Annotated in this window: 21 protein-coding genes; 10 read left to right on the top strand and 11 right to left on the bottom strand. The window is 71.3% G+C overall.

Annotation, left to right across the window (positions count from 1 at the left end):
• Positions 1–48: 48 nt before the first annotated feature.
• Both ACWCPW_RS07230 and ACWCPW_RS07225 read right to left on the bottom strand, forming a co-directional pair.
• The gene (locus tag ACWCPW_RS07230; protein WP_449760577.1) at positions 49–1,749 is read right to left on the bottom strand and encodes an N-acyl-D-amino-acid deacylase family protein; all 1,701 of its coding nucleotides are present in this window, start codon (positions 1,747–1,749) and stop codon (positions 49–51) included.
• Between the two features lie 258 nt (positions 1,750–2,007).
• Positions 2,008–2,634 carry a TetR/AcrR family transcriptional regulator gene (locus ACWCPW_RS07225; RefSeq protein WP_449760576.1) on the bottom strand — a complete coding sequence of 209 codons (627 nt, stop codon included), beginning with the start codon at positions 2,632–2,634 and terminating at the stop codon, positions 2,008–2,010.
• Positions 2,635–2,830: 196 nt separating this feature from the next.
• On the opposite strand from ACWCPW_RS07225, the gene ACWCPW_RS07220 reads away from it, so the two are divergent.
• On the top strand, positions 2,831–3,949 hold the full coding sequence (locus ACWCPW_RS07220) for a PP2C family protein-serine/threonine phosphatase (protein WP_449760575.1): 1,119 nt from the start codon (positions 2,831–2,833) through the stop codon (positions 3,947–3,949).
• Positions 3,950–4,000: 51 nt separating this feature from the next.
• Here ACWCPW_RS07220 and ACWCPW_RS07215 read toward each other — a convergent pair whose 3' ends face one another.
• The gene (locus tag ACWCPW_RS07215) at positions 4,001–5,794 is read right to left on the bottom strand and encodes an ABC transporter ATP-binding protein (RefSeq protein WP_449760574.1); all 1,794 of its coding nucleotides are present in this window, start codon (positions 5,792–5,794) and stop codon (positions 4,001–4,003) included.
• A 76-nt stretch (positions 5,795–5,870) separates the two neighbouring features.
• Between ACWCPW_RS07215 and ACWCPW_RS07210 the strand changes: the two genes are divergently transcribed.
• A complete protein-coding gene (locus tag ACWCPW_RS07210) occupies positions 5,871–6,467 on the top strand; it encodes a TetR/AcrR family transcriptional regulator (protein ID WP_449760573.1) in 597 nt (198 codons plus the stop codon).
• A gap of 61 nt (positions 6,468–6,528) precedes the next feature.
• Here the strand turns inward: ACWCPW_RS07210 and ACWCPW_RS07205 are convergent, their stop codons facing one another.
• The 7 genes from ACWCPW_RS07205 to edd form a co-directional block, all read right to left on the bottom strand.
• Complete coding sequence (locus tag ACWCPW_RS07205) at positions 6,529–6,885, bottom strand: VOC family protein (RefSeq protein WP_449760572.1); 357 nt, start codon at positions 6,883–6,885, stop codon at positions 6,529–6,531.
• 162 nt (positions 6,886–7,047) lie between these two features.
• Positions 7,048–7,350: a hypothetical protein gene (locus ACWCPW_RS07200; protein WP_449760571.1), complete on the bottom strand. Its 303-nt coding sequence runs from the start codon at positions 7,348–7,350 to the stop codon at positions 7,048–7,050.
• A gap of 228 nt (positions 7,351–7,578) precedes the next feature.
• Positions 7,579–8,082, bottom strand: coding sequence for a nucleoside deaminase (locus ACWCPW_RS07195; RefSeq protein WP_449760570.1), 504 nt, complete (start codon positions 8,080–8,082; stop codon positions 7,579–7,581).
• Positions 8,083–8,218: 136 nt separating this feature from the next.
• Positions 8,219–10,543, bottom strand: a complete 2,325-nt coding sequence (gene pucD, locus ACWCPW_RS07190) for a xanthine dehydrogenase subunit D (RefSeq protein ID WP_449760569.1) — start codon at positions 10,541–10,543, stop codon at positions 8,219–8,221.
• Between the two features lie 933 nt (positions 10,544–11,476).
• Complete coding sequence (gene eda, locus ACWCPW_RS07185) at positions 11,477–12,097, bottom strand: bifunctional 4-hydroxy-2-oxoglutarate aldolase/2-dehydro-3-deoxy-phosphogluconate aldolase (RefSeq protein WP_449760568.1); 621 nt, start codon at positions 12,095–12,097, stop codon at positions 11,477–11,479.
• A complete protein-coding gene (glk, locus tag ACWCPW_RS07180; protein ID WP_449760567.1) occupies positions 12,094–13,113 on the bottom strand; it encodes a glucokinase in 1,020 nt (339 codons plus the stop codon). The genes eda and glk overlap by 4 nt, the downstream gene beginning before the upstream one ends.
• Positions 13,110–15,014, bottom strand: coding sequence for a phosphogluconate dehydratase (gene edd / locus ACWCPW_RS07175; RefSeq protein ID WP_449760566.1), 1,905 nt, complete (start codon positions 15,012–15,014; stop codon positions 13,110–13,112). The genes glk and edd overlap by 4 nt, the downstream gene beginning before the upstream one ends.
• A 215-nt stretch (positions 15,015–15,229) precedes the next feature.
• Here edd and ACWCPW_RS07170 point away from each other — a divergent pair, with 215 nt between their 5' ends.
• The 6 genes from ACWCPW_RS07170 to ACWCPW_RS07145 all read left to right on the top strand — a co-directional run bounded on the left by ACWCPW_RS07170 (position 15,230) and on the right by ACWCPW_RS07145 (position 20,890).
• Positions 15,230–16,417, top strand: a complete 1,188-nt coding sequence (locus tag ACWCPW_RS07170; protein WP_449760565.1) for an ROK family protein — start codon at positions 15,230–15,232, stop codon at positions 16,415–16,417.
• Positions 16,418–16,798: 381 nt separating this feature from the next.
• Positions 16,799–17,755, top strand: coding sequence for a pirin family protein (locus tag ACWCPW_RS07165; RefSeq protein WP_449760564.1), 957 nt, complete (start codon positions 16,799–16,801; stop codon positions 17,753–17,755).
• A gap of 499 nt (positions 17,756–18,254) precedes the next feature.
• Positions 18,255–18,527, top strand: a complete 273-nt coding sequence (locus ACWCPW_RS07160; RefSeq protein WP_395867919.1) for a hypothetical protein — start codon at positions 18,255–18,257, stop codon at positions 18,525–18,527.
• A 6-nt stretch (positions 18,528–18,533) separates the two neighbouring features.
• The gene (locus tag ACWCPW_RS07155; protein ID WP_449760563.1) at positions 18,534–19,499 is read left to right on the top strand and encodes a hypothetical protein; all 966 of its coding nucleotides are present in this window, start codon (positions 18,534–18,536) and stop codon (positions 19,497–19,499) included.
• A gap of 96 nt (positions 19,500–19,595) precedes the next feature.
• Positions 19,596–19,895 carry a hypothetical protein gene (locus ACWCPW_RS07150; protein WP_449760562.1) on the top strand — a complete coding sequence of 100 codons (300 nt, stop codon included), beginning with the start codon at positions 19,596–19,598 and terminating at the stop codon, positions 19,893–19,895.
• Between the two features lie 215 nt (positions 19,896–20,110).
• Positions 20,111–20,890, top strand: a complete 780-nt coding sequence (locus tag ACWCPW_RS07145; protein ID WP_449760561.1) for an endonuclease/exonuclease/phosphatase family protein — start codon at positions 20,111–20,113, stop codon at positions 20,888–20,890.
• Between the two features lie 205 nt (positions 20,891–21,095).
• Here the strand turns inward: ACWCPW_RS07145 and ACWCPW_RS07140 are convergent, their stop codons facing one another.
• A complete protein-coding gene (locus ACWCPW_RS07140) occupies positions 21,096–21,446 on the bottom strand; it encodes a hypothetical protein (protein ID WP_449760560.1) in 351 nt (116 codons plus the stop codon).
• Positions 21,447–21,661: 215 nt separating this feature from the next.
• On the opposite strand from ACWCPW_RS07140, the gene ACWCPW_RS07135 reads away from it, so the two are divergent.
• Together ACWCPW_RS07135 and ACWCPW_RS07130 are read left to right on the top strand one after the other, a co-directional pair.
• Positions 21,662–22,588 carry an alpha/beta hydrolase gene (locus ACWCPW_RS07135; protein WP_449760559.1) on the top strand — a complete coding sequence of 309 codons (927 nt, stop codon included), beginning with the start codon at positions 21,662–21,664 and terminating at the stop codon, positions 22,586–22,588.
• A 59-nt stretch (positions 22,589–22,647) separates the two neighbouring features.
• Positions 22,648–22,938, top strand: coding sequence for an MTH1187 family thiamine-binding protein (locus ACWCPW_RS07130; protein WP_395867931.1), 291 nt, complete (start codon positions 22,648–22,650; stop codon positions 22,936–22,938).
• Positions 22,939–22,973: the final 35 nt, after the last annotated feature.

Raw genomic sequence — 22,973 nt, 5'->3', positions numbered from 1 at the left:
CGCGGCGCGCGATCGTCGGCGCCGATGGGCGGACGGGGAGGGGCCGGGTCAGCGGGCGCGCCGGCCGTGGCGCAACAGTTCGCCGCTGTGCACGCCGGTGGGTTCGTCGTTCTCGATGGTCACCCGGCCGTTGACCAGGATGTAGCGGTAGCCCTTGGCGTCGATCACCGTGCGGAGTTGGCCGGCGGGCAGATCGTGCACGAACACGGGGTCACCGTAAGCGAGTTCGTCGTAGTCGTAGACGATGATGTCGGCTGCGGCGCCCTCGGCGAGCACGCCGCGGTCGGTGAACCCCGCACAGCGGGCGGGCAGGCCGGAGAGCCGCCGGTGCGCCTGTTCGAGCGAGGTCCAGGCGTGCTTGCGGACGTACTCGACCAGGTACTCCGTGCCGTACATGCCCGCGCTCAGCGTCTTCAGGTGCGCGCCGCCGTCGGACAGGCCGGGCAGCAGGTACTCGTAGTCGACGAGTTCCTTCAGGCCCTCCAGGGTCGCGTTGAACTGGCCGGTGTGCACCTGCGTGGTCAGCCCGTCCGCGACGGTGACGTCGCACAGCACGTCCACCGGGTGTCGGTCCAGCTTCGCGCCGATCTCCTTGAACGACAGGCCCTCGTACTGCTTGTACTCGGCGGTGAAGGTGCGGTGCAGCTTCATGTCCGGGTACAGGTGGTAGAACAGCGGGTCGAACTCGCGCAGTTCGGCTCGCACCGCCGGGTCGTTCAGCATCGCGATCTTCTCCTCGACCGTCTCGGCCGCGAAGATGTCCGCCACCGGCGGGCGGGTGGACACGCCGCCGTACAGGAAGCTGAACGGCACCGGGACGTCGGTGGTCATCGCCTGGCCGTAGATCGGGATGCCGCGTTCCTGGCAGCGTCGCAGCCATTCGATCTTGCGCTTGTACAGGCCGCCGCTGCGCGAGTTGGCGATCACCGCGTTCCAGATCAGCGGCCGGCCGCTGACCTCGACCAGGTGCTCGTACTCCTCCTCGGTGATCTGCGTGCCGGACACCTGCATGAAGCCGCGGCCCTGCCGGCCCAGCGCCTCGGCCAGCGCGAGGCGGGTCTGCGGCCACATGATGTCGGTGGGCATCGGCGTGCCGTCGAAGTCGCCCTGCATCAGTCGGCCGTTCGGGTTGCCCGGCTCGCCCAGACACTGCGCGGACCAACCGCACGCGCCGGCGTCCATCGCCTCCTCCAGCAGGCGGGCGAGTTCGGCGTGCTCGGCGTCGGTGGGCTCGGCACCCGCCTTCGCCCGCTCCAGGCCGAGCACCCAGATCAGCAGCGGGTTCACCGGCACGTACGGCAGCACGTTGACCGCCTTGGGCGTGCGGTCGACGCTGTCCAGGTAGTCGGGGAAGGTGACCCAGTCCCACGGCATGCCCTCGCGCAGGGTCTCGGTGGGGATGTCCTCGACCGCGGTCATCGACAACATCGCGCGCTCGCGCATGTCCTCGCGCACCGGCGCGAAGCCGAAGCCGCAGTTCCCGGTGACCACCGAGGTCACCCCGTGCGGGCCGGACGTGGTCAGGTACGGGTCCCAGAAGACCTGGCCGTCGTAGTGGGTGTGCAGGTCGATGAAGCCGGGCGCGACGATCAGGCCGGTCGCGTCGATCACCCGATCCGCGTCCTCGGCCGGGATTCGCCCGATCCGGCTGATCACGCCGTCGGTGATCGCGATGTCGCCCCGGAAACGCGGGTTTCCCGAACCGTCGACGACGATGCCGCCCTTGATGACCACGTCGTAGTTCGCCATGGCGTCCCTTCCTTCGTCCTTCGGCAGAGCCCTTGATTCAGTTAATTAAAGAGTGTGTTTAATACGAGGACGTGAAGGAGTCAAGGGATTCCGGGCCGAGGCCGCGGCGGCCGGGCGGAGCGGGTGCGCGGGGGCGGCGGGCGACCGGGCGGGCCGCGGCGAGCGATGGGCGGGGCGGCACGCGGCCGGGCGGTGCGGGTGGGCGCTCGGGCGGTGCGGGTGGGCGCTCGGGCGGGCGGTCGGGTGGACCGAACCCGCTCAGCCGCCGGCGAGCGCGCCCGCGACGATCGTGGTCAGGTGGTCGTCGAAGGCTTCCGGGCCGAGCAGGCCGGTGGCGACGATCCCGTCCGGCCGGGGCGGCTGCGTGTGCCGCGCGGCGCGGGCCGCGCACAACATGCCGACCATCTGGGTGACCAGGAAGGTCCGGGTCTGCAGCGCCGTCACGGCCGATCCGGGGCGTGCCGCCGCGACCGCGTCCACCACGTCCTGGACGTCCTCGCCGCCGAGCAGCGGAGTGATCGGCGAGGTCGCGTCGCGCAGCAGTTCCACCGAGATCTGCAGGTACGCCCGATCGGCGGGCGACCCGTTGAGCAACTCGGTGATCGGCAGCACGATCGCGCGGGCGTATCCGGCCATCTGCTCCGGTCGCTCGCGGGCGGCGGCCAGCAGCGCCTGGCGCCGCGCGTACACGACCGGGACGTGCTGTTCGACGATCGCGCGCAGCAGTCCCTCGCGACCGCCGAAGTGGTAGTGGATCGCGCCGGCGTTGCGTTGCCCCGCCGCGCGGGTGATGTCCTGCAACGGCACGTCCAGACCGTGCCGCGCGAACAGGATCTCGGCGGCCTCGACGATGCGGCGCCTGGTGGGGCCGGAGTCACGGGGCATGGGCGCAGCATATGGCCTGGGTAGAGCCCGGGTTCGGCCACGAATGGCGGAGTTGTCAAGTGCCTGTTTGGCCAGGTTTGGATACGTTTTGGAGCTAATGGGACTTTCGCCCCTGTCCGTGTGCCTCGGCGCACGTGACGATGGATGAAGTCGGCGTCGGTCCGTCCCCCTGCGCGTCAACGAAAGGTCCCGACACATGCCTGCCATGGCCCTTCCCGCCGGCCGAGCGGTTCCGGTGGCAGTGGGTTTGTACGTGGCGGTGCTGCTGAGTCGGGTGTTCGCTCCGGACTACCTGGACATGCACGCGGTGTTGATCGCCGTGCCGGCCGTGGTGGCACTGGCGTATCGGCCGTGGATGACCGCGGTGGCCGGCCTGGTCGCGCTGATCACCCGTCTGCTGTTGCGGCCGGAGATGTACAGCGGCGACTACGGCGACTACAGGCACTCCACCGGCGTCTCGGCGGCGATCCTGATCGTGACCCTGTTCGGGTGCTGGGTGGGCTGGGAGCGGCGGCGACAGGACGCCCGGCTGCATCGTGTGCAGTCGGTGGCCGAGGTGGCCCAGCGTGCCCTGCTGCGGCCGGTGCCCAGGACGATCGGCCGATTCGGCTTCGCGGTCCGCTATCGGGCGGCGGCCGAGGAGGCGTCCATCGGCGGCGACCTGTACGAGGTGTTGGAAACGCCGTACGGGGTGCGGGTGCTGCTCGGCGACGTACGCGGCAAGGGGCTGGAGGCGGTCGACATGGCGGCCCGGACGCTGGGCGCGTTCCGTGAGGCGGCCTACGAGGCGCCGACCCTGGCGGAGGTCGGCGTCCGGGTGGATCGCAGCCTCAACCGGCAGCTCGGCGGCGAGGACTTCGTCACCGCCGTGATGGTCGAGCTGTGCCCCGGCGAGGGCACCATGCAGGTCCTGGCGTGCGGCCATCCGTCGCCGTTGCTGGTCCGCGGCGGCACGGTCGGCGAGGTGATCGCCGAGGCGGGACTTCCGCTGGGCATGGGCCTGCTGCCGGCGACCACCACACGCACGGTGGAGCACGTGCGCTTTCGGCCGGGGGACGTGATGTTGCTGCACACGGACGGGGTGACCGAGGCCCGGGACACCTCCGGCACCTTCTACGCGCTGGGCCGGCATCTGGCCACGCACGCGCACAACGACGCCGCGGCGATGCTGGACGCGGTCGAACAGGGCCTGCTGGCGCACGTGGGCGGCAAGCTGGAGGACGACGCGGCGATGCTCGCGGTGACCCTGACGGGGCCGCTGATGAAGGTGGTCAAACCGGCCCGGACGCTGGAACCGATCCGGCACCCGGCCTGACCCACGGATCCGACCCACGAATCCGATCCACGAATCGGGCTCACCGCTCGCCTACGGCGAACTCGCGGCCGGCAGTTGCGCGGTCGGCGTCGGGTCCGGTGCCGTGGAGATCCGGAGCGCCGCGACGAGTTCCTTGTACAACTTGTCCGTGGCCAGGAGTTGGTCGTGGGTGCCGGTGGCCCGGAGCCGGCCGCCGTCCATCAGCAGGATGCGGTCCGCGTCCACCACGGTGGACAGTCGGTGCGCGATGGTGACCACCGCGCCGTGCTCGGCCACCTCGCGCACGACGTCGTGGATGGCCGCCTCGGTCCGGCCGTCGAGCTGTGCGGTGGCCTCGTCCAGCAGCAGCACCTCGGGGCGGCGGACGATGGCCCGGGCCACCGCGACGCGCTGGCGTTCGCCGCCGGACAGGCTGGTACCGGCGACCGGCTCGTCCAGGCCGCCCGGGAGCCGCCGAACGGTCTCCTCCAGGTGCACCGCGCGCAGCGCCGTCCACGCCTCCTCGTCGCTCGCGTCCGGGTGCCGGAAGAGCACGTTGTCCCGGACCGTCCCGGCCAACAGCGGCGTCTCCTGCTCGACATAGGCGATCCGGGACCGCACCGCGCCGATGCTCAGCCGCCGGTACGGCACGCCGGCCATGTCGATCCGGCCGCCGTCCGGCTCGTAGAACCGCAGCAGGAGCGAGAAGATCGTGGTCTTGCCCGCCCCGGACGGGCCGACGATTGCGATGTGGCCGCGATGCGGGACGTCGACGCTCAGCTCGGACAGGGCCGGTCGTTCGGCTCCCGGGTAGGTCACCGACACCTTGTCGAGGGTGAGTGCGGCGGGGCCGCCGTACCGGGCCGGGGCCGGCTCGCCGTCGGTGAGGTCCTCGGTTCGGATCGACTCGGCCTCGCGCAGCCGCGTCGCCGCCGCCACACCGGCCTGGAGTTGGGCCACGTTGGTGGTCAACTCGCCCACCGGTTCCGCGATTTGGAAGGCGTACAGCAGGAACGCCACGAGGGTGGACACGGCCATCTGCCCCTCGCCCACCCGCCACGCGCCGTAGGCGAGGATCACGATGATGGCCAACTGGATGCCGCTGCCGGCGATGGTCCAGGCGATCGCCTCGGTGCGTACCGCCCGCACGCCGTGCCGGGCCGCGTCGCGGGACTCGGCGATCACCCGGTCGCCCTCGCGCTGCTCGGCGCCGCTGGACTTGACCGTCCGGACCGCGCGCAGTCCGCCCTCCAGGATGCCGCCGAGGTTGCCCAGCGATTCCTGGGCCTGCCGTTGGGCCCGCGCGATCGGCGGCATCAGCAGGCCGACCAGGACCGCGATCACGACGAGCGCGGCCAGCGTGCACAGCAGCAGTGGCACGTCGAGCACCGCCATCAGCACGATCGTGCCCACCAGCGAGACGGTCCCGTTGACCAGGTCGACCAGGCTGGACGAGGCGGCCTCGCGCAGCAGCACGGTGTCCGAGGTCACCCGGGTGACCAGTTCGCCGGGCGGCCGGAACTGGAGGTCGGGCAGCACGCCTCGGAAGAAGCGCCGGACCAGCGATTCGCGTGCGTCGAAGACGATCCGCTCGGCGAGCCGGCCCAGCATGATCCACTGCACGAGTCCGAACCCGGCGCCGAGCACCAGCAGCCCGGCCAGCAGGCCGATCGGCCCGACCAGCGAATTCGGCGAGTCGATCGTGTCGAGGATCCACTTGGTGGCGAGCGGGGTGGCCAGCGCGGTGCCGGTGTAGCCCAGGCCGAGGAGCAGCGCGAGGGCCAGCCGCGCGCGATGCGGGCGGACGAAGCTCCAGAGCAGGCGGGCGTTCGGCCGGCGCTCGGAAGGGGTGGCGGGCTGCGTCATGCTTCGAGTGGAACATGACTGTTCCATTTTGGTCAAGAGAATTCCCATTACGGGTCATAGTGGTACCTTGACCGGCATGACGAGAGACGCCGGCGCTGCGGAAACCGGTACCCGACTCCGCACCAGGACCGCGATCCTGGACGCGGCCGCGACGGTGCTCGCCGCCGCCCCCACCGCGTCGCTCGGCGAGATCGCCGCGGCGGCCGAGGTCGGCCGGACCACGCTGCACCGCTACTTCCCCGAGCGGCACGACCTCCTGCGCGCCCTCGCCCGGCACGTCGTCACGCTCAGCGACGCCGCCGTGGCCCGGGCCCACCCGGACAGCGGTCCGCCACTCGCGGCGCTGCGCCGGGTCGTCGAGGGGCAGTTCGAGCTGGGTCCGATCCTGCTGTTCATCTACAACGAGCCCACGATCGTCGGCGACACCGACCTGTGGGACGAACTGATCGGCGGCGACGACCCGGTCGACGCGATTCTCACCCGCGCCGGCGGACCGACCGCCCCGGCGCTCCCCGCCGGTTGGGCCCGCCGTACCTTCTGGGCCCTGCTCTACTCCGGCTGGGAGGCGGCGAAGGAGGACGGCCTGCCCCGCCACGAGGTGGTCGACGCGATCATGACCAGCCTGACCCGAGGCGTCCTCGCCCCGGAACCGACCGATCCGCATCCGCACTGACCCGCGGGATCACCGACCGGCCGCCGACGCACCCGCGCCGTCGGCGGCCGGTGCCGTCCGCTCACGGCCCGTCCAGCCCGAAGACGAAGCCGAAGGGGTCGGTGAGTTGGCAGATCCGCCGCCCGGCCTCGACCACCAACGGGCCGCGATGCCGCACACATCCGGCCGCGAGAAGCCGATCCCGGACCACGTCCAGGTCATCCACACCCCAGTACGGAACGGTGCTCGCGCCCGGCGGGTTGCGCTCCGGATCGGCCGGGTGGAAGCCGAGCTCGACACCGGCGATGTCCACCCACGCGTACACCGACTCCCCGTCGATGTCGAAGCGGGCCGGGACGTCGAGCACCTCGGCCCACCAACCGGCACTCCGGCGCGGATCGGCGGCGAAGACGAGGACGGTTTGAACGCCACGAAACACGGTCTCTCCCACACGATCACGGGCCCGGTCGCCCCACGCGAGGCGCCGAAATCCCCGATTATCGCGCAACCGGCCGGTCGGCCCGCCGTCGCGGCGCACGCCATGTCGCGCCGCTCCACGCCACATGGACCGGGTTCGCCCTCGGCTGAGCGGTCGGCCGGGTCAGCCCGGTCGGCGGCGCGAGGTCGCGACGAATCGCGCCTGTCGGCGGCCACGTTCCAGATCCGCGCGCCGCCGTTCGGCGAGCTCCTCCGGCGACATCAGGTACGACCCGACGACCTTCGTCGCCTCCAACACGGGCGGGTCGTCGACGGGAGCGGGCGGCGGCACGAAGTCCCGCCATCCACCCGGGCGCGCCGCCGGCCCGCGAGGGCCGCCCGGGCGCGCGGTGCGCTCGACCTCGACATCGTGTGGGCCGCTCGGATCGGGACGGCTCGATCGCAGCGCCCGGGCGAATACACGCACGACAACATTCACCAACCCCACGTGCTCATCGCGTCCCTTCGAGGCGCCGGCTCGGGAACCTCGGACGCGTGGACCATGTACGGCATATCGGCGCCATCGACCCGAACCATGAGCGACGGATCCCCACCGAGCCCGACACCCGCCTCGGCCCGCTCGACCGGTCACCCCCGGCGGGGATCAGGAAAGCGCGCCGACGCCCGGGCGAAGGCGCGCGTGTCACCCGTGTCCTCAGTAGGCGACGCGGTCGGACTTGGCCAGCCACGCGTCGAAGGGGGCCGTGCGGTGCGGCAGGTCCAACTGCTCGACCCGGGTGGGCCACATCGACTTGGGCTTCTTCTCGAACAGGTCGTAGAACTTGCGGTCGTCGAAGCCGGCCACCGCCGCGTCGTGCCGATCGGCGGCGTAGACGATCCGGTCCACTCGGGCCCACAGGGCGGACGAAAGGCACATCGGACACGGCTCACACGAGGTGATCAGGACGCAGCCCTCGAGTGAGAAGACGTCCAGTTGCCTGCAGGCGGCGCGCATCGCGCTCACCTCGGCGTGTGCCGTCGGGTCCAGGGTCGCGGTGACCTGGTTGTGCCCGATCGCGACAACCACGCCCTCCTTGGCGACCAGTGCGCCGAACGGGCCACCGCCATTCGCCACGTTGTCGGTGGCCAACCTGATCGCCTCGTCCATCCAGGCGCGCTCGAGGTCCCGGATGCTTGTTCCTTGGGTGTGCGTGGTCACGGTTACTCCTAGCGGAGACGGTGTGGGGGATTCCCCGATGCGTTGTCGATGCGGAACACCGACGCACCGGGGCGACAAGTGGGCCCGCGGGCGCCGCCCCGAGTTCACCTCGGTCGGCGACACCCGCGGGAGTCCGTTACGGCCGGACGCCGCAGATGTGCTCCGGTGCGACCGGAGTGTGGGTCAGGTTCAACCCCGTCGCGTCGCGGATGGCGTTCACGATCGCCGGGGTCGCGGAAATGGTGGGCGGTTCGCCGACACCACGCACCCCGTACGGCGAGTTCGGGTCGGCCCTTTCGATCACGTCCACCGTCATCGGCGGCATGTCCACGATGGTCGGGATCAGGTAGTCGGTGAACGACGCGTTGCGGATCTTCCCGTCCTTGACCTGGATCTCCTCCATCACGGCCAGGCCGAGCCCCTGCGCGGAACCGCCGTGGATCTGCCCGACGACGGCGTCCGGGTTGATCGCCTTGCCGACGTCCTGCGCGCAGTCCAATTGCACGACCTTGACCAGACCCAATTCGGTGTCCACGTCCACCACCGCCCGATGCGCGGAGAAGGCGTGCTGGACGTGCACCCGCGGGCTCTGCCCACTCACCGGGTCCAACGCGTACGTCCGCAGGTGGTGGTACTCCCTGGTCTCCTCGATCACGTCGTCACCGAGCACGTCGACGAGATCGGCGAGGACACCGGTGACTTCGGAGACGACCTTGCCCCCGGCAAGCGACAGGTCCCCGGGCTTCTCGCCGAAACGCCGGGCGACCCGCTCGAAGAGCACCTCGCGGACGGCCTCACACGCGTTCTTGACGGCACCGCCGGTGATGTAGGTCTGTCGGGAAGCCGAACTCGACCCGGCGTCGCCGACGTTGGTGTCGTTCGGGTGGATGTTCACCCGCTCCACGCCGAGTTCGCTGCGGGCGATCTGCTGCTGCACGGTGATCAGACCCTGCCCGACCTCGGCCGCCGCGGTGTGCACCATCGCAACCGGGTTGCCGGCGATGACCTGCAACCGCACCCGCGCCGTGGAGTAGTCGTCGGCGCCTTCCGCGTAGGAGATGTTCTTGATGATCACGCTGTAGCCGATGCCCCGCACGACACCTTCGCCGTGCGTGGTGTTGGCCGCACCGCCCGGCAGCTCCCGGATGTCCACGGGTCCGCCGCGGTCGTCCGGCGGCAGCGGGATGCTCTTGACCCGTTCCAGCAACTCGGCGACCGGCGCGGGGTAGTCCAGCACCTGCCCGGTGTGCAGGGTCGAGCCCTCCTCGATGGCGTTGAGCTGACGCAACCGCACCGGGTCCATGTCCAACGCCTTGGCGAGTTTGTCCATCTGGGACTCGTAGGCGTACGCGGGCTGCACGGCGCCGAGGCCACGCATCGCGCCGCACGGCGGGTTGTTCGTGTACAGGCCCCAACCCTCGATCCTGACGTTGGGTACCTCGTACGGCCCGACGCCCAACGACGTGGCGTTGCTGACCACGACCGGCGTCTTGGAGGCGTACGCGCCGCCGTCGAAGTACATCCGCGCCCGGACGTAGACGAGCCTGCCGTCCTTGGTCGCGCCGTGCTCGTAGTACATCTTCGCCGGGTGCCGGTGGACATGCCCGTAGAAGGACTCCTCCCGGCCGTAGACCATCTTCACCGGCCGGCCGGTGTGCAGCGCCAGCATGCAGCAGTGGATCTGCATGGACAGGTCCTCGCGGCCGCCGAAGGCACCGCCGACGCCGGACATGGTGAAGCGCACCTTCTCGACCGGGAGCCCGAGCGCCCGCGCCGTCTGCCGCTGATCCACGTGCAGCCACTGGGTGGCGATGAACAGGTCGACCCCGCCGTCCTCGGCCGGGATGGCCAAACCGGACTCCGGCCCCAGGAAGGCCTGGTCCTGCATGCCCATGGTGTACACGTCGGACACCACGACGTCGGCCTCGGCCTCCGGATTGCCCCGGACGATCGGCTGGTGGCGCACCACGTTGCCCCCGGGGTGCAGCTTGGGCAACGTGTCGTCGTGCGCGGCCCGTTCCGGGTCGGTGATCGGCTCGAGCACCTCGTAGGCGACCACGATCTTCGCCAGCGCGCGCCGGGCCGTCTCCGGGTGATCGGCGGCTACCAGGGCCACCGGCTCGCCCTGGTAGCGCACGACGCCCTCGGCCAGCACGGGTGTGTCGGCGACCTTCAGGCCGTAGATGTTCTCACCGGGGACGTCCTCGTGGGTCAGCACCGCGTACACCCCGGGGTGCCCGAGCGCGGGACCGATGTCGATCGACGTGATCCGCGCATGGGGATGCGGACTCCGCAGCGTCGCGCCCCAGAGCATGTCCTGCGCCCACAGATCCGACGAGTAGGCGTACTGCCCGCGCACCTTGAGCGTCCCGTCCGGCCGCAGTGGGCTGTCGCCGATCCCACCGTCGATCAACTCGTCGAGGTGCTGCGGCGTACGGGCGGGAGAAGTCTGTTCGGTCATCAGGAAAGTCCCCCACGGTCTGGACACTCGGCAACCAGAGTTCGGGCAGAGTGAGTCGAATCGGCCCGCATGGCAGGCAGTTTTCCGATGCCCGCGACTCGCGCGGGAAATGCCGATTCCCCATGCGGTTTCCCGCCGATCGCGGTGCGCTGCACCTACGAGAAGTACACACTCACCCGAGTGGAGCCAACCAGGGGTGGAAGAAATGAAAGCGCCCACACCCCGCGACCGCCTCTTCGTAGACTCCTACAAGAGCCGGCCGGCCACATCACCCGAACCAACCCCCACCACCAACCAGGGCTTTCCCCCTCGCCCCGGCGAAACGCACCACCCCACGCGCGCAGGGACCGAGCGTCACCTGTACGGCCATGGCGGCGCTCGCCTGCCGCCGCCCCACGCGCGCAGGGACCGAACCCCACAACCCCGACGGCCCACAGCCCAACCCCACGCCGCGCCCCCAACGCCACCCCGACCCCGCCCACCCCCCCCGGCGCGTCAGCGCCCCCGACCCCGGCCCACCCAAGTGATCGACGCGCGAAGCGCGGAGAGCGGCGGAGCCGCAGAATTTGGGTTTCGTGGCCCGGAGCGAAGCGGAGGGACACGAAACCCCGAGCGAGGCGCCACCTTTTTTCTCGGAGGAGCTTGCGGGGGAGAGAAAAAAGGTGGTGCCTGGCGAGCCGGCGACGAAGTCGCCCAACAAGAGCCGCGGAGCTTGCGGGGGAGAGAAAAAAGGCGGCGCCTCGCGAGCCGGCGACAGCCCAAAAAAAGAAGAGACCCGCTCTCCTCGCCGAAGAGCGGGTCCCTATTCGCGGTCTCCGCAGGCCGAACCCTCATACGACCTGCTCGTTCGTGGGCCGAACCCTCATACGGCCCACCATCCGCGGTCCGTGCCCCTGGCGCACCTCAGGGCAGAGCGCGCCAGGGGACGATTTATTACCCGCGCAGCCCCGAGGCTTCGCGAGCGAGCTTTTCCACCCGCGCCCAGTCGCGCGAGGCGACCGCGTCCGCGGGAAGCATCCAGGACCCGCCGACGCACGCCACGTTCGGCAGCGCCAGGTAGGTCGGGGCCGAGGCCGGGGTGATTCCGCCCGTCGGGCAGAACCGCACGTCCGGCACCGGCGAGGCCAGCGACTTCAGGTACGCCGCGCCGCCCGAGGCCTCGGCCGGGAAGAACTTCATCTCCCGGACCCCGAGTTCGCGCAGCCGCAGTACCTCGGACACCGTCGACGTCCCGGGCAGGAAGGACAGCCCGGTGTCCACCAGCGCGCCGTACAGCGTCTCGGTGCAGCCCGGCGTGACCAGGAAGCGCGCGCCGGCCTCGGCCGCCGCCTTCGCCTGATCCGGCGTCAGGACCGTACCGGCGCCCACGAACGCGCCCTCCACCTCGGCCGCGATCCGCTCGATCGCACCGAGCGCGGCAGGCGTGCGCAGGGTGACCTCGACGGCCGGCAGTCCACCGGCCACCAGCGCGCGCGCCAGCGGTACGGCCGACTCCGGGTCGTCCACGATCACCACCGGGATCACCGGGGCCAGGTCCAGAGCGGACGTGCTCACGCCGCCACCTCCACGAGTCGAGTGCTGCGCGCGTCCAGCCACGCGGACGCGCCGCGCAGTGCCGGATGCGGGGCCACCACGAGTGCGGTGGAGATGCGGTGCAGGTACGGCGCCATTGTCGGGTTGGTCTCGAAGCCCATCCGGAACTCGCTCTTGAGCAGCACGTCGATGATCCGGGGCAGGATGCCGCCGGCCAGGAAGACGCCGCCGCGAGCGCCCATGGTCAGGGCCACCCCACCGGCGAACGTGCCGAGCAGTCGGCAGAACGTCTCCACCGTCGCGACGCACACCTCGTCGCTGCCGTCCAGCGCGCGCGAGGAGATGTCCGCCGGGCTGAGCGCCTCGGCCGGGACTCCGTGCACCGCGGCCGTGCAGCGGTGCAGGCGACACAGCCCGGGGCCGGACAGCACGTGCTCGGCGGTCACCGTGCCCAGGCCGCCGCGCTCGTCGCGCAGCACCTCCAGGGCCGCGGCGTCCGGGCCGTGCGCCGGACGGAGCAGGACGTGTCCGCCCTCGCCCGGCAGCGGCACCCAGCCGCCGCCCGGGATCGGTACCAGGCCGGCCACGCCGAGTCCGGTACCGGGGCCGAGCACCGCCATCGGCAGCGTCGGGTCGGGCAGTCGGTCGCCGACCACGATCAGGTCGTCGCCCACGAGGTGCGGCAGCGACAGCGCCAGCGCCTCGAAGTCGTTGATCAGGTGCAGATCCGGGACGCCGAGCTTGACCCGGGTCTCCGCGATGGACAGCACCCACGCGCCGTTGGTCAGCCGGAACCGGTCGCCGTGTACGGGGCCCGCGACCGCCGCGCAGATCGCGCTCGGCCGGGCCGCGCCGGAGCGGTCCAGGTAGTCCTCGATCGCGGCGGCCAGGTCCACGTGGTCCTCGCTGCGCAGGCCGAGCACGTGTTCGGGCTGACCGCCCGGCTCGGAGACCACGGCGAAGCGCGCGTTGGTGCCGCCGATGTCGGCGACCAGCCACGGGCTGTCGGGGGTCGGCTGTGCCACGGTGCCACTCACGCTGTTCCCCCCGCAAAAGTCACAGCGTCGAAACTCACGGCCGCGACCGCGCCGAACACACCGGCGCCCAGGTCGGCCGGGCCGACCCCGGCGCGCAGCGCGGTGAACAGTTCACGTCCCGTGCCGATCCACTCGGCGTCGGTCGGGGCCGCGCCGGCGACCTCGCGCACGCTCAGGTCGGCCTCCGTCGTCAGCGTCCCCGCGACCGCGTCCACCGTCACGATGTCGCCGTCCCGGATCCTGCCGATCGCACCGCCGGCCGCCGCTTCGGGCGTGCAGTGGATCGCCGCCGGGATCTTGCCGGACGCGCCGGAGAGCCGGCCGTCGGTGACCAGCGCCACGTGGTGGCCCCGGTCCTGCAGGACGCCGAGCGCGGGGATCAGCTTGTGCAGCTCGGGCATGCCGTTCGCGCGCGGGCCCTGGTAGCGCAGCACCGCGATCAGGTCGTGGTCGAGCTCGTTGTTCTCGAACGCGGCGAGGAACTCGGCCTGTCCGTCGAACACCCGCGCGGGCGCGGTCACCACGTGGTGCGACGGGTCGACCGCGGACACCTTGATCACCGCGCGACCGAGGTCGCCGTGCAACATCCGCAGCCCGCCGTCGGGCGCGAACGGCTTGTCGTACGGCCGCAGCACGTCCAGGTCCAGGCTCTCGGTCGGGCCGTCCACCCAGACGATCGAGCCGTCCTCGGTGAGCTGCGGCTCGCGCCGGTACCGGTTCAGCCCGTCGCCCGCGACGGTGCGCACGTCCTCGTTGAGCAGCCCGCCGTCGAGCAGCGTGCCGATCAGGAACGCGGTGCCGCCCGCGGCGTGGAAGTGGTTGATGTCCGCCGGACCGTTCGGGTACATCCGGGTCAGCAGCGGGACCACGGTGGACAGCTCGGCGAAGTCGTCCCAGGTGAGCGTGATCCCGGCGGCGGCGGCCATCGCGACCAGGTGCAGCGTGTGGTTGGTCGAGCCGCCGGTGGCCAGCAGCGCGACGACCGAGTTCACCCAGGCCTTCTCGTCGAGCACCTCGCCGATCGGCGTGTACTCGCGGACCAGCGACGTCGGGTCGCCGAGCGAGGTGGTGGCCGCGACCCGGCGGCCCGCCTCGTCGGTCAGCGCCTTGCGCAGCGGCTGGTCGGGGTGCACGAAGCTGGCGCCCGGCAGGTGCAGACCGAGCACCTCCATCACGAGCTGGTTCGTGTTGGCGGTGCCGTAGAACGTGCAGGTCCCGATGCCGTGGTAGGCGCCGGCCTCGGCGTCGAGCAGTTCCTCGCGGGAGACCTTGCCCTCGGCGAAGCGCTGCCGGACCCGGGCCTTCTCCTTGTTGGGCAGGCCGGAGGACATCGGACCGGCCGGCACGAAGATGGTCGGCAGGTGCCCGAAGGACAGCGCGCCGATCACCAGGCCGGGGACGATCTTGTCGCACACGCCGAGCATCAGCGCGCCGTCGAACATGTCGTGCGCGAGCGCCACGGCCGCCGCCATCGCGACCACGTCGCGGCTGAACAGGGAGAGCTCCATGCCCGCGCGGCCCTGGGTGATCCCGTCGCACATGGCGGGTACGCCGCCCGCGAACTGGGCCACGCCGCCCGCCTCGGCCACCGCGGCCTTGAGCTGCTCGGGGTAGGTGCGCAGCGGCTGGTGCGCGGAGAGCATGTCGTTGTAGGAGGAGACGATCGCGACGTTGGGCTTGACCGGGCCCTGGGGGCCGGTGCCGCGCAGTACGAGCTTCTCGCCGGGTGAGCAGGCGGCGAAGCCGTGGGCGAAGTTCGCGCAACCGAGTTGACCGCGTGCGGGGGCCTCGGAGGCCGCCGCCCGGATCCGCTCCAGGTAGGCCGTACGAGTGGCGGCACTGCGGCGCGCGATGCGCTCCGTCACCGCGGCCACCGTCGGGTGGATCCTCTGCTCGCTCACGATCTTCGTGCCCCTGCTGTCGGCGGCTGCTCTGCCGGTTCGGGTACCAAACTAGGGGTACTTTTGCCTCTTGGCAAGCAAAAGAGTGACGCTCGGGTGTCGAAGTAGTGAACTTAGGGCTTTGACCGAGGGAAAGCTGCCCTGGTTCACTGGAAGGCATGGCCCGACGCGCGAACCCCATTCCGCACAGCAGTGCAGGCGAGGTGCTTCGCCTTGTGCGTGAAGGGGATGCCGAGACCCGGGCGGACGTCGCCCGGCTGACCGGGCTGTCCCGATCCGCGGTGGCGGCCCGGATCGACGAACTGGTCGACGCGGGCCTGCTCGCCGAGCGCGCCGACGGCGTGTCCACCGGCGGGCGACCGCCGATCCGCCTCGAACTCAACCCCGACGGCGGCCTGGTGCTCGCCGCGTCGCTCGGCAGCAGCCGAGGTCAGTTGGCGGTCTGCGACCTGACCGGCCGGGTGCTGGCCAGCCGGGAGACCCGGATGGCCGCGCAGGGCGGACCGGACGCGGTGCTCACCGGACTGCCGGACTGGATCGACACGATGCTCGCGGACGAGGGCTTCGACCCGTCGCGTGTGCGCGGGGTCGGGGTGGCCGTTCCCGGGCCGGTCGAACTGGACACCGGGCGCGCGGCCGGCGCGCCGACGCTGCCCGGCTGGGACGGGGTGGCGATAGCCCCCACGCTGCAACGCCGGTTGCCCGTACCGGTGTACGTGGACAACGACGTGAACGTGATGGCGCTCGGCGAGTACCGGGCCCGGGCCGACGCGGGCGATCTGGTGTTCGTCAAGGCGTCCACCGGTATCGGTGCGGGCATAGTCGCCGACGGCAAGGTGTATCGCGGCGCGCTCGGCGCGGCGGGCGAGATCGGGCACATCCCGGTCGCCGGCGGCACCGGCGTGCGGTGTTGGTGCGGCAATGTGGACTGCCTCGAAGTGCTGGCCAGCGGACGGCACTTGATCGAGACGCTGGCCGCGCACGGGGCACGCTTCCCGGACGGTCGCGAGGTCTCCAGCGTGCGCGACGTGGTGGCGTTGGCGGCGGCCGGTCAGCCCGAGGCGGTCCGGCTCGTGCGCGAGTCGGGTCGCATGCTCGGCGAGGTGCTGGCGAGCGTGGTCAACGTGCTCAACCCGGCGGTCGTGGTGCTGGGCGGCGACCTCGCCGACGCGGGTGACCCGCTGCTCGCGGGCGTGCGCGAGGTCGTCTACAAACGGTCCACCGCCGTGGCCACGCGCGAGCTGCGGATCGTGCCGAGCGTGCTGGGTGAGGCCGCGGGTCTGACCGGCTGTGCGTTCATGGCCCTGGATCAGATCCTCTCGCCCGACTCGGTGGACGCCACGCTCGCGCGGCTCGCGGGCCAGCGGTCGTTGCCGAGCGTGAATCGGGCGCTTCCGGCCTGAAGCCGAGCCGGCCGCGGCCGGACCTGAATCCGACCCGCGGCCGGGTGGGATCCCGGTCGGAAGATGGGCTCGAAGCCCGGTCGGAAGACGGGCTCGACGCCCGACCCGAAGCCGGGACCGAACTCGAGCAGAACCCGAGCAGAACCCGAGCCGAAGCCACGCTCGAAGCCCGCCCCGGATCCCAGCCCCGGCCCCGCCCGAATCGGGGCCCTCTTCGCGCCCTCCACCACCTGCCGGACCGGCCCCGTGACGCGCCCATCCGGCCGCTTCCGCCTGCCTGAAAGACGATCCTCCGCGCGGGGAATGTTGAGAGGGCAACTATCGTTGAGGCGAGCAAGACCCGGGAAATCCGGGACCGCACTCGTCTTCGAGGAGCAGGCCATGCCCGCCGTCACCGTTGCCAACCCGCTGGCCCTGCCGCGTCTGCCGGAACCCGGTCTCGACGCGCGGCCGCGTCCCGTACTCGCCGTCACCACCGCGCCGAGCGGTGTCGAGGGTGAGGGTTTCCCGGTGCGCCGCGCCCTCGCGGGGGTCAATCAGAACTACCTCGACCCGTTCATCATGATGGATCAGATGGGCGAGGTGGACTACGCGCCGGGCGAGCCCAAGGGCACCCCGTGGCACCCGCACCGCGGCTTCGAGACGGTCACCTATCTGATCGACGGCGAGTTCGTGCACCAGGACTCGGCGGGAGGCGGCGGTGTGATCACCGACGGCGACACGCAGTGGATGACGGCAGGCTCCGGCCTGCTGCACATCGAGGCGCCGCCGGAGGCGCTGGTGGCCAGTGGCGGCCTGTTCCACGGCATCCAGTTGTGGGTGAACCTGCCGTCCGCGCAGAAGATGACCGATCCGCGCTACCAGGACATCCGCGCGGGCGACGTCAAGCTGCTCGCGTCGGACGACGGCGGTGCGCTGGTTCGGCTGATCGCCGGCTCCGTCGGCGGCTTCGACGGTCCCGGCATCACGCACACCCCGATCACGTTGCTGCATGCCTCGGTCAACCCGGGCGCACGACTTTCGCTGCCCTGGAACAGGGACTACAACGCGCTGGTCTACGTACTCGCGGGTTCCGGCACCGTCGGCACCGATCGGCGACCGATCGAAACCGGCCGGCTCGCGGTGTTCGGTGCCGGGGACACGATCGACCTCCAGGCCGACGCCCGACAGGATTCGAACAAGCCCAACCTCGAGGTGATCGTCCTCGGCGGGCAGCCGATCGGCGAGGAAGTCGCCTGGTATGGCCCGTTCGTGATGAACACGCACGCCGAACTGGCGCAGGCGTTCGACGACTTCAAGGCCGGGCGGATGGGGCGGATCCCGGCGGAGCGGATCTGACGGCAGATCAACAGTGGCCGAAGATCATCGGCAGGGCATCTGACGGATCGTCAGAGCCCTTAGAGTGCAAGGGAATGCCTCGAAGGGGCGAGCGCTGGGCTACGCAACGCAGCCGAGCGGTCGCCCCTTGACGCTGTCCCGCCCACTGGCCACACTGAACAAGGTCAAATGGAACGTACCGGTTTGCCGCGCTATGAGCGCGGCCTGCGGAAAGAGGAGTGGAGCCGTCACCTCACCACCGTGAGCTCCGCCGCCGGGTCGAAGTGGCCCCGGTCGACGGGCGCGATGCGACACCGGACGAGAGGAGTCCGCGTATGTCCTGGCCCTCCCGGGTGGCACACGGCATCGGCGACGGTGACCGACGGCCGCCCCACGCTTCATATTTCGCCAATTCACCGACCGTTCCTTCGACGTTCGGTGTGGTCGTGACCGGTGCACCGCCGACGGGTGCCTCGGTGATCGACGCACGGCTCGGTACGACCGAGCCCTGGGGGCCGTGATGGCCGGCGACTGGCGCAAGAAGTTCGTGGAGAGCACGGTCAAGACCCGTACCTCGTCCTCGAATTGGATCGCGCTGAAGATCGTTCACTCGAACGTGCTGACCATGCTCATCCTGGGCACCGCCGCGGTGTTCGCGGTGGTGTTGCACCTCAAGGGGCGCGCGCGCGACGGCGAGTTCTTCGCGATCGGGATAGCCGCGCCGTGGATACTGGCGGCATACCGGCACAGCCGCGCCTGCAAGCCGTGCCCACGTCAGTCGGGAGGGGGATAACAGGCGATGAGCGCGTACGAACCGCCACCACCCCCCGAGGCACGCGGACTTCGACTCGGTGACCTGGTCCGTCGCCGTCATCTCGCCGACCCCGACGACGAGGAACCGGCCTTCCCGGCCTCTCGTGACGAACGCGCGAGCGAGCCCGGACGCGGCTCCTCGCGCGGCACCCGAGCGCCGAAAGAGGACGACGAGCCGTCCTGGCGGCGGGACTTGCGGGAGCGTCGGAAGCACGAGCGGGACGCGGCCGAGGCCCGGCGTACGACCGAGCGCGCGAGCGGGTCGGGCGCGCGCCCCGGGCGAGCCGACGAGCGCCGCGCCGATGGCGCCCGAGGCGCCGACGCGCGACGGTCCGAGCGCGGCCCCGGGGCCGCCGACCGTCCCGCGCGCCCCACGGTGCGGCACGTGATGAAACCTCGCGACCCGGGCCGGCACAACACGCCCGCGACCCCCGTCGAAAGCGCGCGCAAGCTGTCGTGGCGCAAGCCCGCCAAGGCCACCGGCACGGGAGCGGGGGCGGCCGGGGCCGGTGCCGCGGCCGACGCCGCGAGCACCTCCGCCGGCGCCTCCGGCCTGGCCAGGTTCGTTCGCAAGGGCCCTGCGGCCGGCGCCGGAGACGATTCCACCGGATCGGCCGATTCCGGTACGCAGGGTGGGAGTTCGGGCATACCCAAGGTGCCGGCGCCGTTCGCGGGTGGCACCGACGGGAGTACCCGGTCCAGCTTCGGTCCGTTCACCGGGACCGACCTGGCCATGCTGATTCCCGCCGGATTCGCCGCCTATTACGGTGCGGGGCTCCTCGTGAGCTGCTCGTCCGAGGCAGGCTTCATGGCGGCCTTTTGCCTGTGGCTCATGATGGGCTTCTGGATCGTGATCGTCAGCGCGAAATGGCCGTTGATGCGGCTCATGCGCTGGGCCTGGGTGCTCGCCGGTCTGATGGCCGGCGCATCCATCCCCATCGGTGGCGGGTGACGGTGCGTGCGACGTGAGTAGCTTACGAACCGTCATATCACGGGTACGCCAAGGCAAACAGGGACCGGCGGACGACCGCAGGACCGGAGGGGAATCATGCACATGTCGCTGAGCGCCGTGGCCGCTGCCGCGCCCGACTCCATCGTCGAGCTCCAAATGGCGGTGACCACCGAGACGAGCAGCGTCGGTCGCGGGGTGACCGTCGGTGTCCCGATCCTGATCATCTTCATTCTCTTCTACCTGGTCACCCACAAGAACTACAAGATCGGTGGCCTGATACTGGCCTTCGTGGCCGGCGTGATGTTGTCCGGAACCCAGGTGGCGTCCTCGCTCTCCGAGTTGGTCGACCACTTCGTCACGGCCGGCGTCAACGCGGTCAGCGACGTGTTCAGCTGAGCCTCGGCCGTGCGGGCCGGGGATCGAGTCGGGCCGGGTGGAATCGAGCCGGGCGGGGTCGAGTCGGCCGGGTCGGTTCGACGCGGCCGGAGCCGAAGGGGGACGGGCCGAAACGGGCCCGTCCCGCGGCGCCGTCCCGGTCCCGGTCCCGAACGCGCACGGGCGATGGGTGACTTGCGGCGTGCCGCGGTCGTCCCGGTGGTAGTCCCCAGGACATGAGCGACCCCCTGCACGTGATGACCTTCAATCTGCGCGGCCCGGAGAACCCGACACCGAACTCGTGGCGGGAGCGCCGCCCGCTCGTGCTGGAGCTGATCCGCCGCGAGCGTCCGCACGTGCTCGGCACCCAGGAGGGGCGCTGGCATCAACTTCGGCCGCTGGCACGCGAACTGCGGGCCCGGTACGACTGGATCGGCCTCGGTCGCGAGGGCGGCAGCCGGTCCGAGTTCTGCGCGGTCTTCTACGACGTCGAGCGCTTGGAGCCGCTGGCCTTCGACCACGTGTGGCTGTCCGCCTTCCCGCGCCTGATCGGATCGCGCACGTGGGGGAATTGGCGCCACCCCCGGATGATGACCTGGATTCGCTTCCGGGATCTGGCCACCGACACCGAGTTCGGCGTCGTGAACACGCACTGGGACCACGTCTCGGCCAACGCGCGGCGCAAGAGCGCGCACGCGACGCGGGCCCTGTTGGCCCGTCGGTTCGCCGGGGAACCGGCCATCGTGCTGGGTGACTTCAACGTCGGCGCGGCCGGTGGTCCGTACGCGGCGTTGACCGCCGGTGGGCTGCTGCGCGACACCGGTGCGGCCGACGCGACCCGGACGTACAACAACTGGGAGCCGCCGGTGGACGGCGAGCGCATCGACTGGATCCTGGCCACCGCCGATTTCGACGTCGTCGACGCGCGCACGCTGACCTGGACCCGGGACGGCCGCTGCCCGTCCGACCACTGGCCGGTCCAGGCATGGCTGAGCCTGCGGGCGCCGGCCTCGTGAGCCGACCCCTGGACACCCTGGCGCGGGCGGATCCGGTGCCCCGGGTCTGCCCGCGCCGTACGTGTCCGGGGTGTGCGCCAGGGCGTGTCTTCCATCCCCCGCCGGGCGTCGTGGAGCTCGGCGGGGGATGGAAGACACGCCCTGGGTCGGTCGTTCGTCTTCGCGGCCGCTCGGCCGGCTCGTGGTCGGTCGACCGGGCGCGGGGTCAGTGGAACTCGTGCACGACTTCGATCGGTCCCACGATGTGCCGATTGAACTCGGTCAACTCCTCTGCGGGGACCCACAGTTCCAGGATGGTTCGCCCGCCTGCCCGCCGTACCGGATAGCGGATCACGAACTCGGTCTCGATCCTGAAGCGGGTCACGTAGCCGACCCCGGAGGCCGGTACGTTCCAGTCGCGCGCGATCTTGATCGCGTAGTCCTCGTTCAGCACCGGATAGAAGATCGGCTGGTCGGGCAGCCTGGCCGGCCACGCGGTCCAGCCGGACTCGCGCACGAGCTCGAGTTCGGCCGGTCCGGTCGGCCGCCAGAGCGTCGTGGTGGGGATGGCGTTCATGGCCACATGGTGCGTCCGCGGGTGGTCCGGGTGAAAGCGGATTTCGCAGGTGGGGGCGGTCGCGGCGAGGTCGGGCCGGGGGTGACCCGGTCGGCGGGCCGGGCGTGGCCGATCGCCGGCCCCGGGGGCGGCGGGGGAGTGACTTCCGCCTCGCTTCGCCCTGATCTGACGGGCCGTCATAGAAGTTGGCGGCCGGCGCTGCTACTTTCCGCGGCATGGAACACCGCATCGACCCCGAATTGCTCGCGGTCCTCCCGTACCTGCCGATCGTGGACATCACCGACCCGGTCGCCTTCCGCGCGGCGCAGCGGGCCCGGACCCAGCCGGTGCAGCGCCCGGACGGCCTGCTGGTCGAGGACCGGATCGTGGCCGGGGACGTCCCGGTGCGGATCTACACGCCGAAGGACGCGGCCGAGGCGGCCGGTCCGGACGGCTCGCTCGGTGTGCTGCTGTGGTTCCACGGCGGCGGCTTCGTGTTCGGCGACATCGACAGCTCGGACGGCAGTTGTGTGGCGACCGCGCTCGAGGTCGGCTGCGTCGTGGTGAGCGTCGAGTATCGGCTCGCGCCCGAGCACCCGTTCCCGGCCGGTTTCGAGGACGCGTGGGCGGCGCTGCGCTGGGTGGCCGAGCACGCGCCCTCGTTCGGCGGCGACCCGGCGCGGATCGCGGTGGGCGGGGTCAGCGCGGGCGGCGGTCTGGCCGCGGCGCTGGCGCTGCGGGCGCGGGACGAGGGTGGGCCGGCGCTGGTCCACCAGGTGTTGGACACCGCCGTCCTGGACGACCGCCTGGACACGCCGTCGATGCTCGAATTCGAGTCGGCGCCGCTGTGGGACCGCGGTCAGGCGGCGCTGAGCTGGCGGTACTACCTGGCCGGCGCCGAGCCCACCGCGTACGCGGCGCCGGCTCGGGCCGAGGACGTGGCGAACCTGCCGCCGGCGTACATCACCGCCAACGAACTCGACCCGCTGCGCGACGAGGCGATCGAGTACGCGGGCCGGCTGATTCGCGCGGGCGTCCGCGTCGAACTGCACCACCGGCCCGGTACCTTCCACGGCTCCAACGCGATTTCGGCCGCCGAGGTCTCGCGCCGCGCGATGGCGGACATCCGACGCGCGCTCCGGGCCGCTTTCGAGGTCGCGTAGCGGCGCCGGCCTCGGCCTAGGCTGGGGGCGTCGTTGTTCGGGCTGCGGAAGGTGTTGTCGTGATCGTCGCGTTCTCGGTGTCCCCGCTCGGTGTCGGTGAAGACGTCGGGGAGGCGGTCGCGGAAGCCGTCAAGGTGGTGCGGGCCAGCGGACTGCCGAACCGGACCGACGCGATGTTCACCTCGATCGAAGGCGAGTGGGACGAGGTGATGGCCGTGGTGAAGGCGGCCGTCGAGGCGGTCAAGGCGCACTCGAATCGGGTCAGCCTGGTGCTCAAGGCGGACATCCGCGAAGGCGTCGTCGACGGGCTGACGGCGAAGGTCGAGACGATCGAGCGATACCTGGCGTAGGCGTCGCGGCCCACCGGGCCCGGTCTCGTACCGTC

The sequence above is a fragment of the Embleya sp. NPDC001921 genome (genome assembly GCF_053594475.1).
This window is presented reverse-complemented; position numbering and strand designations above follow the sequence as displayed.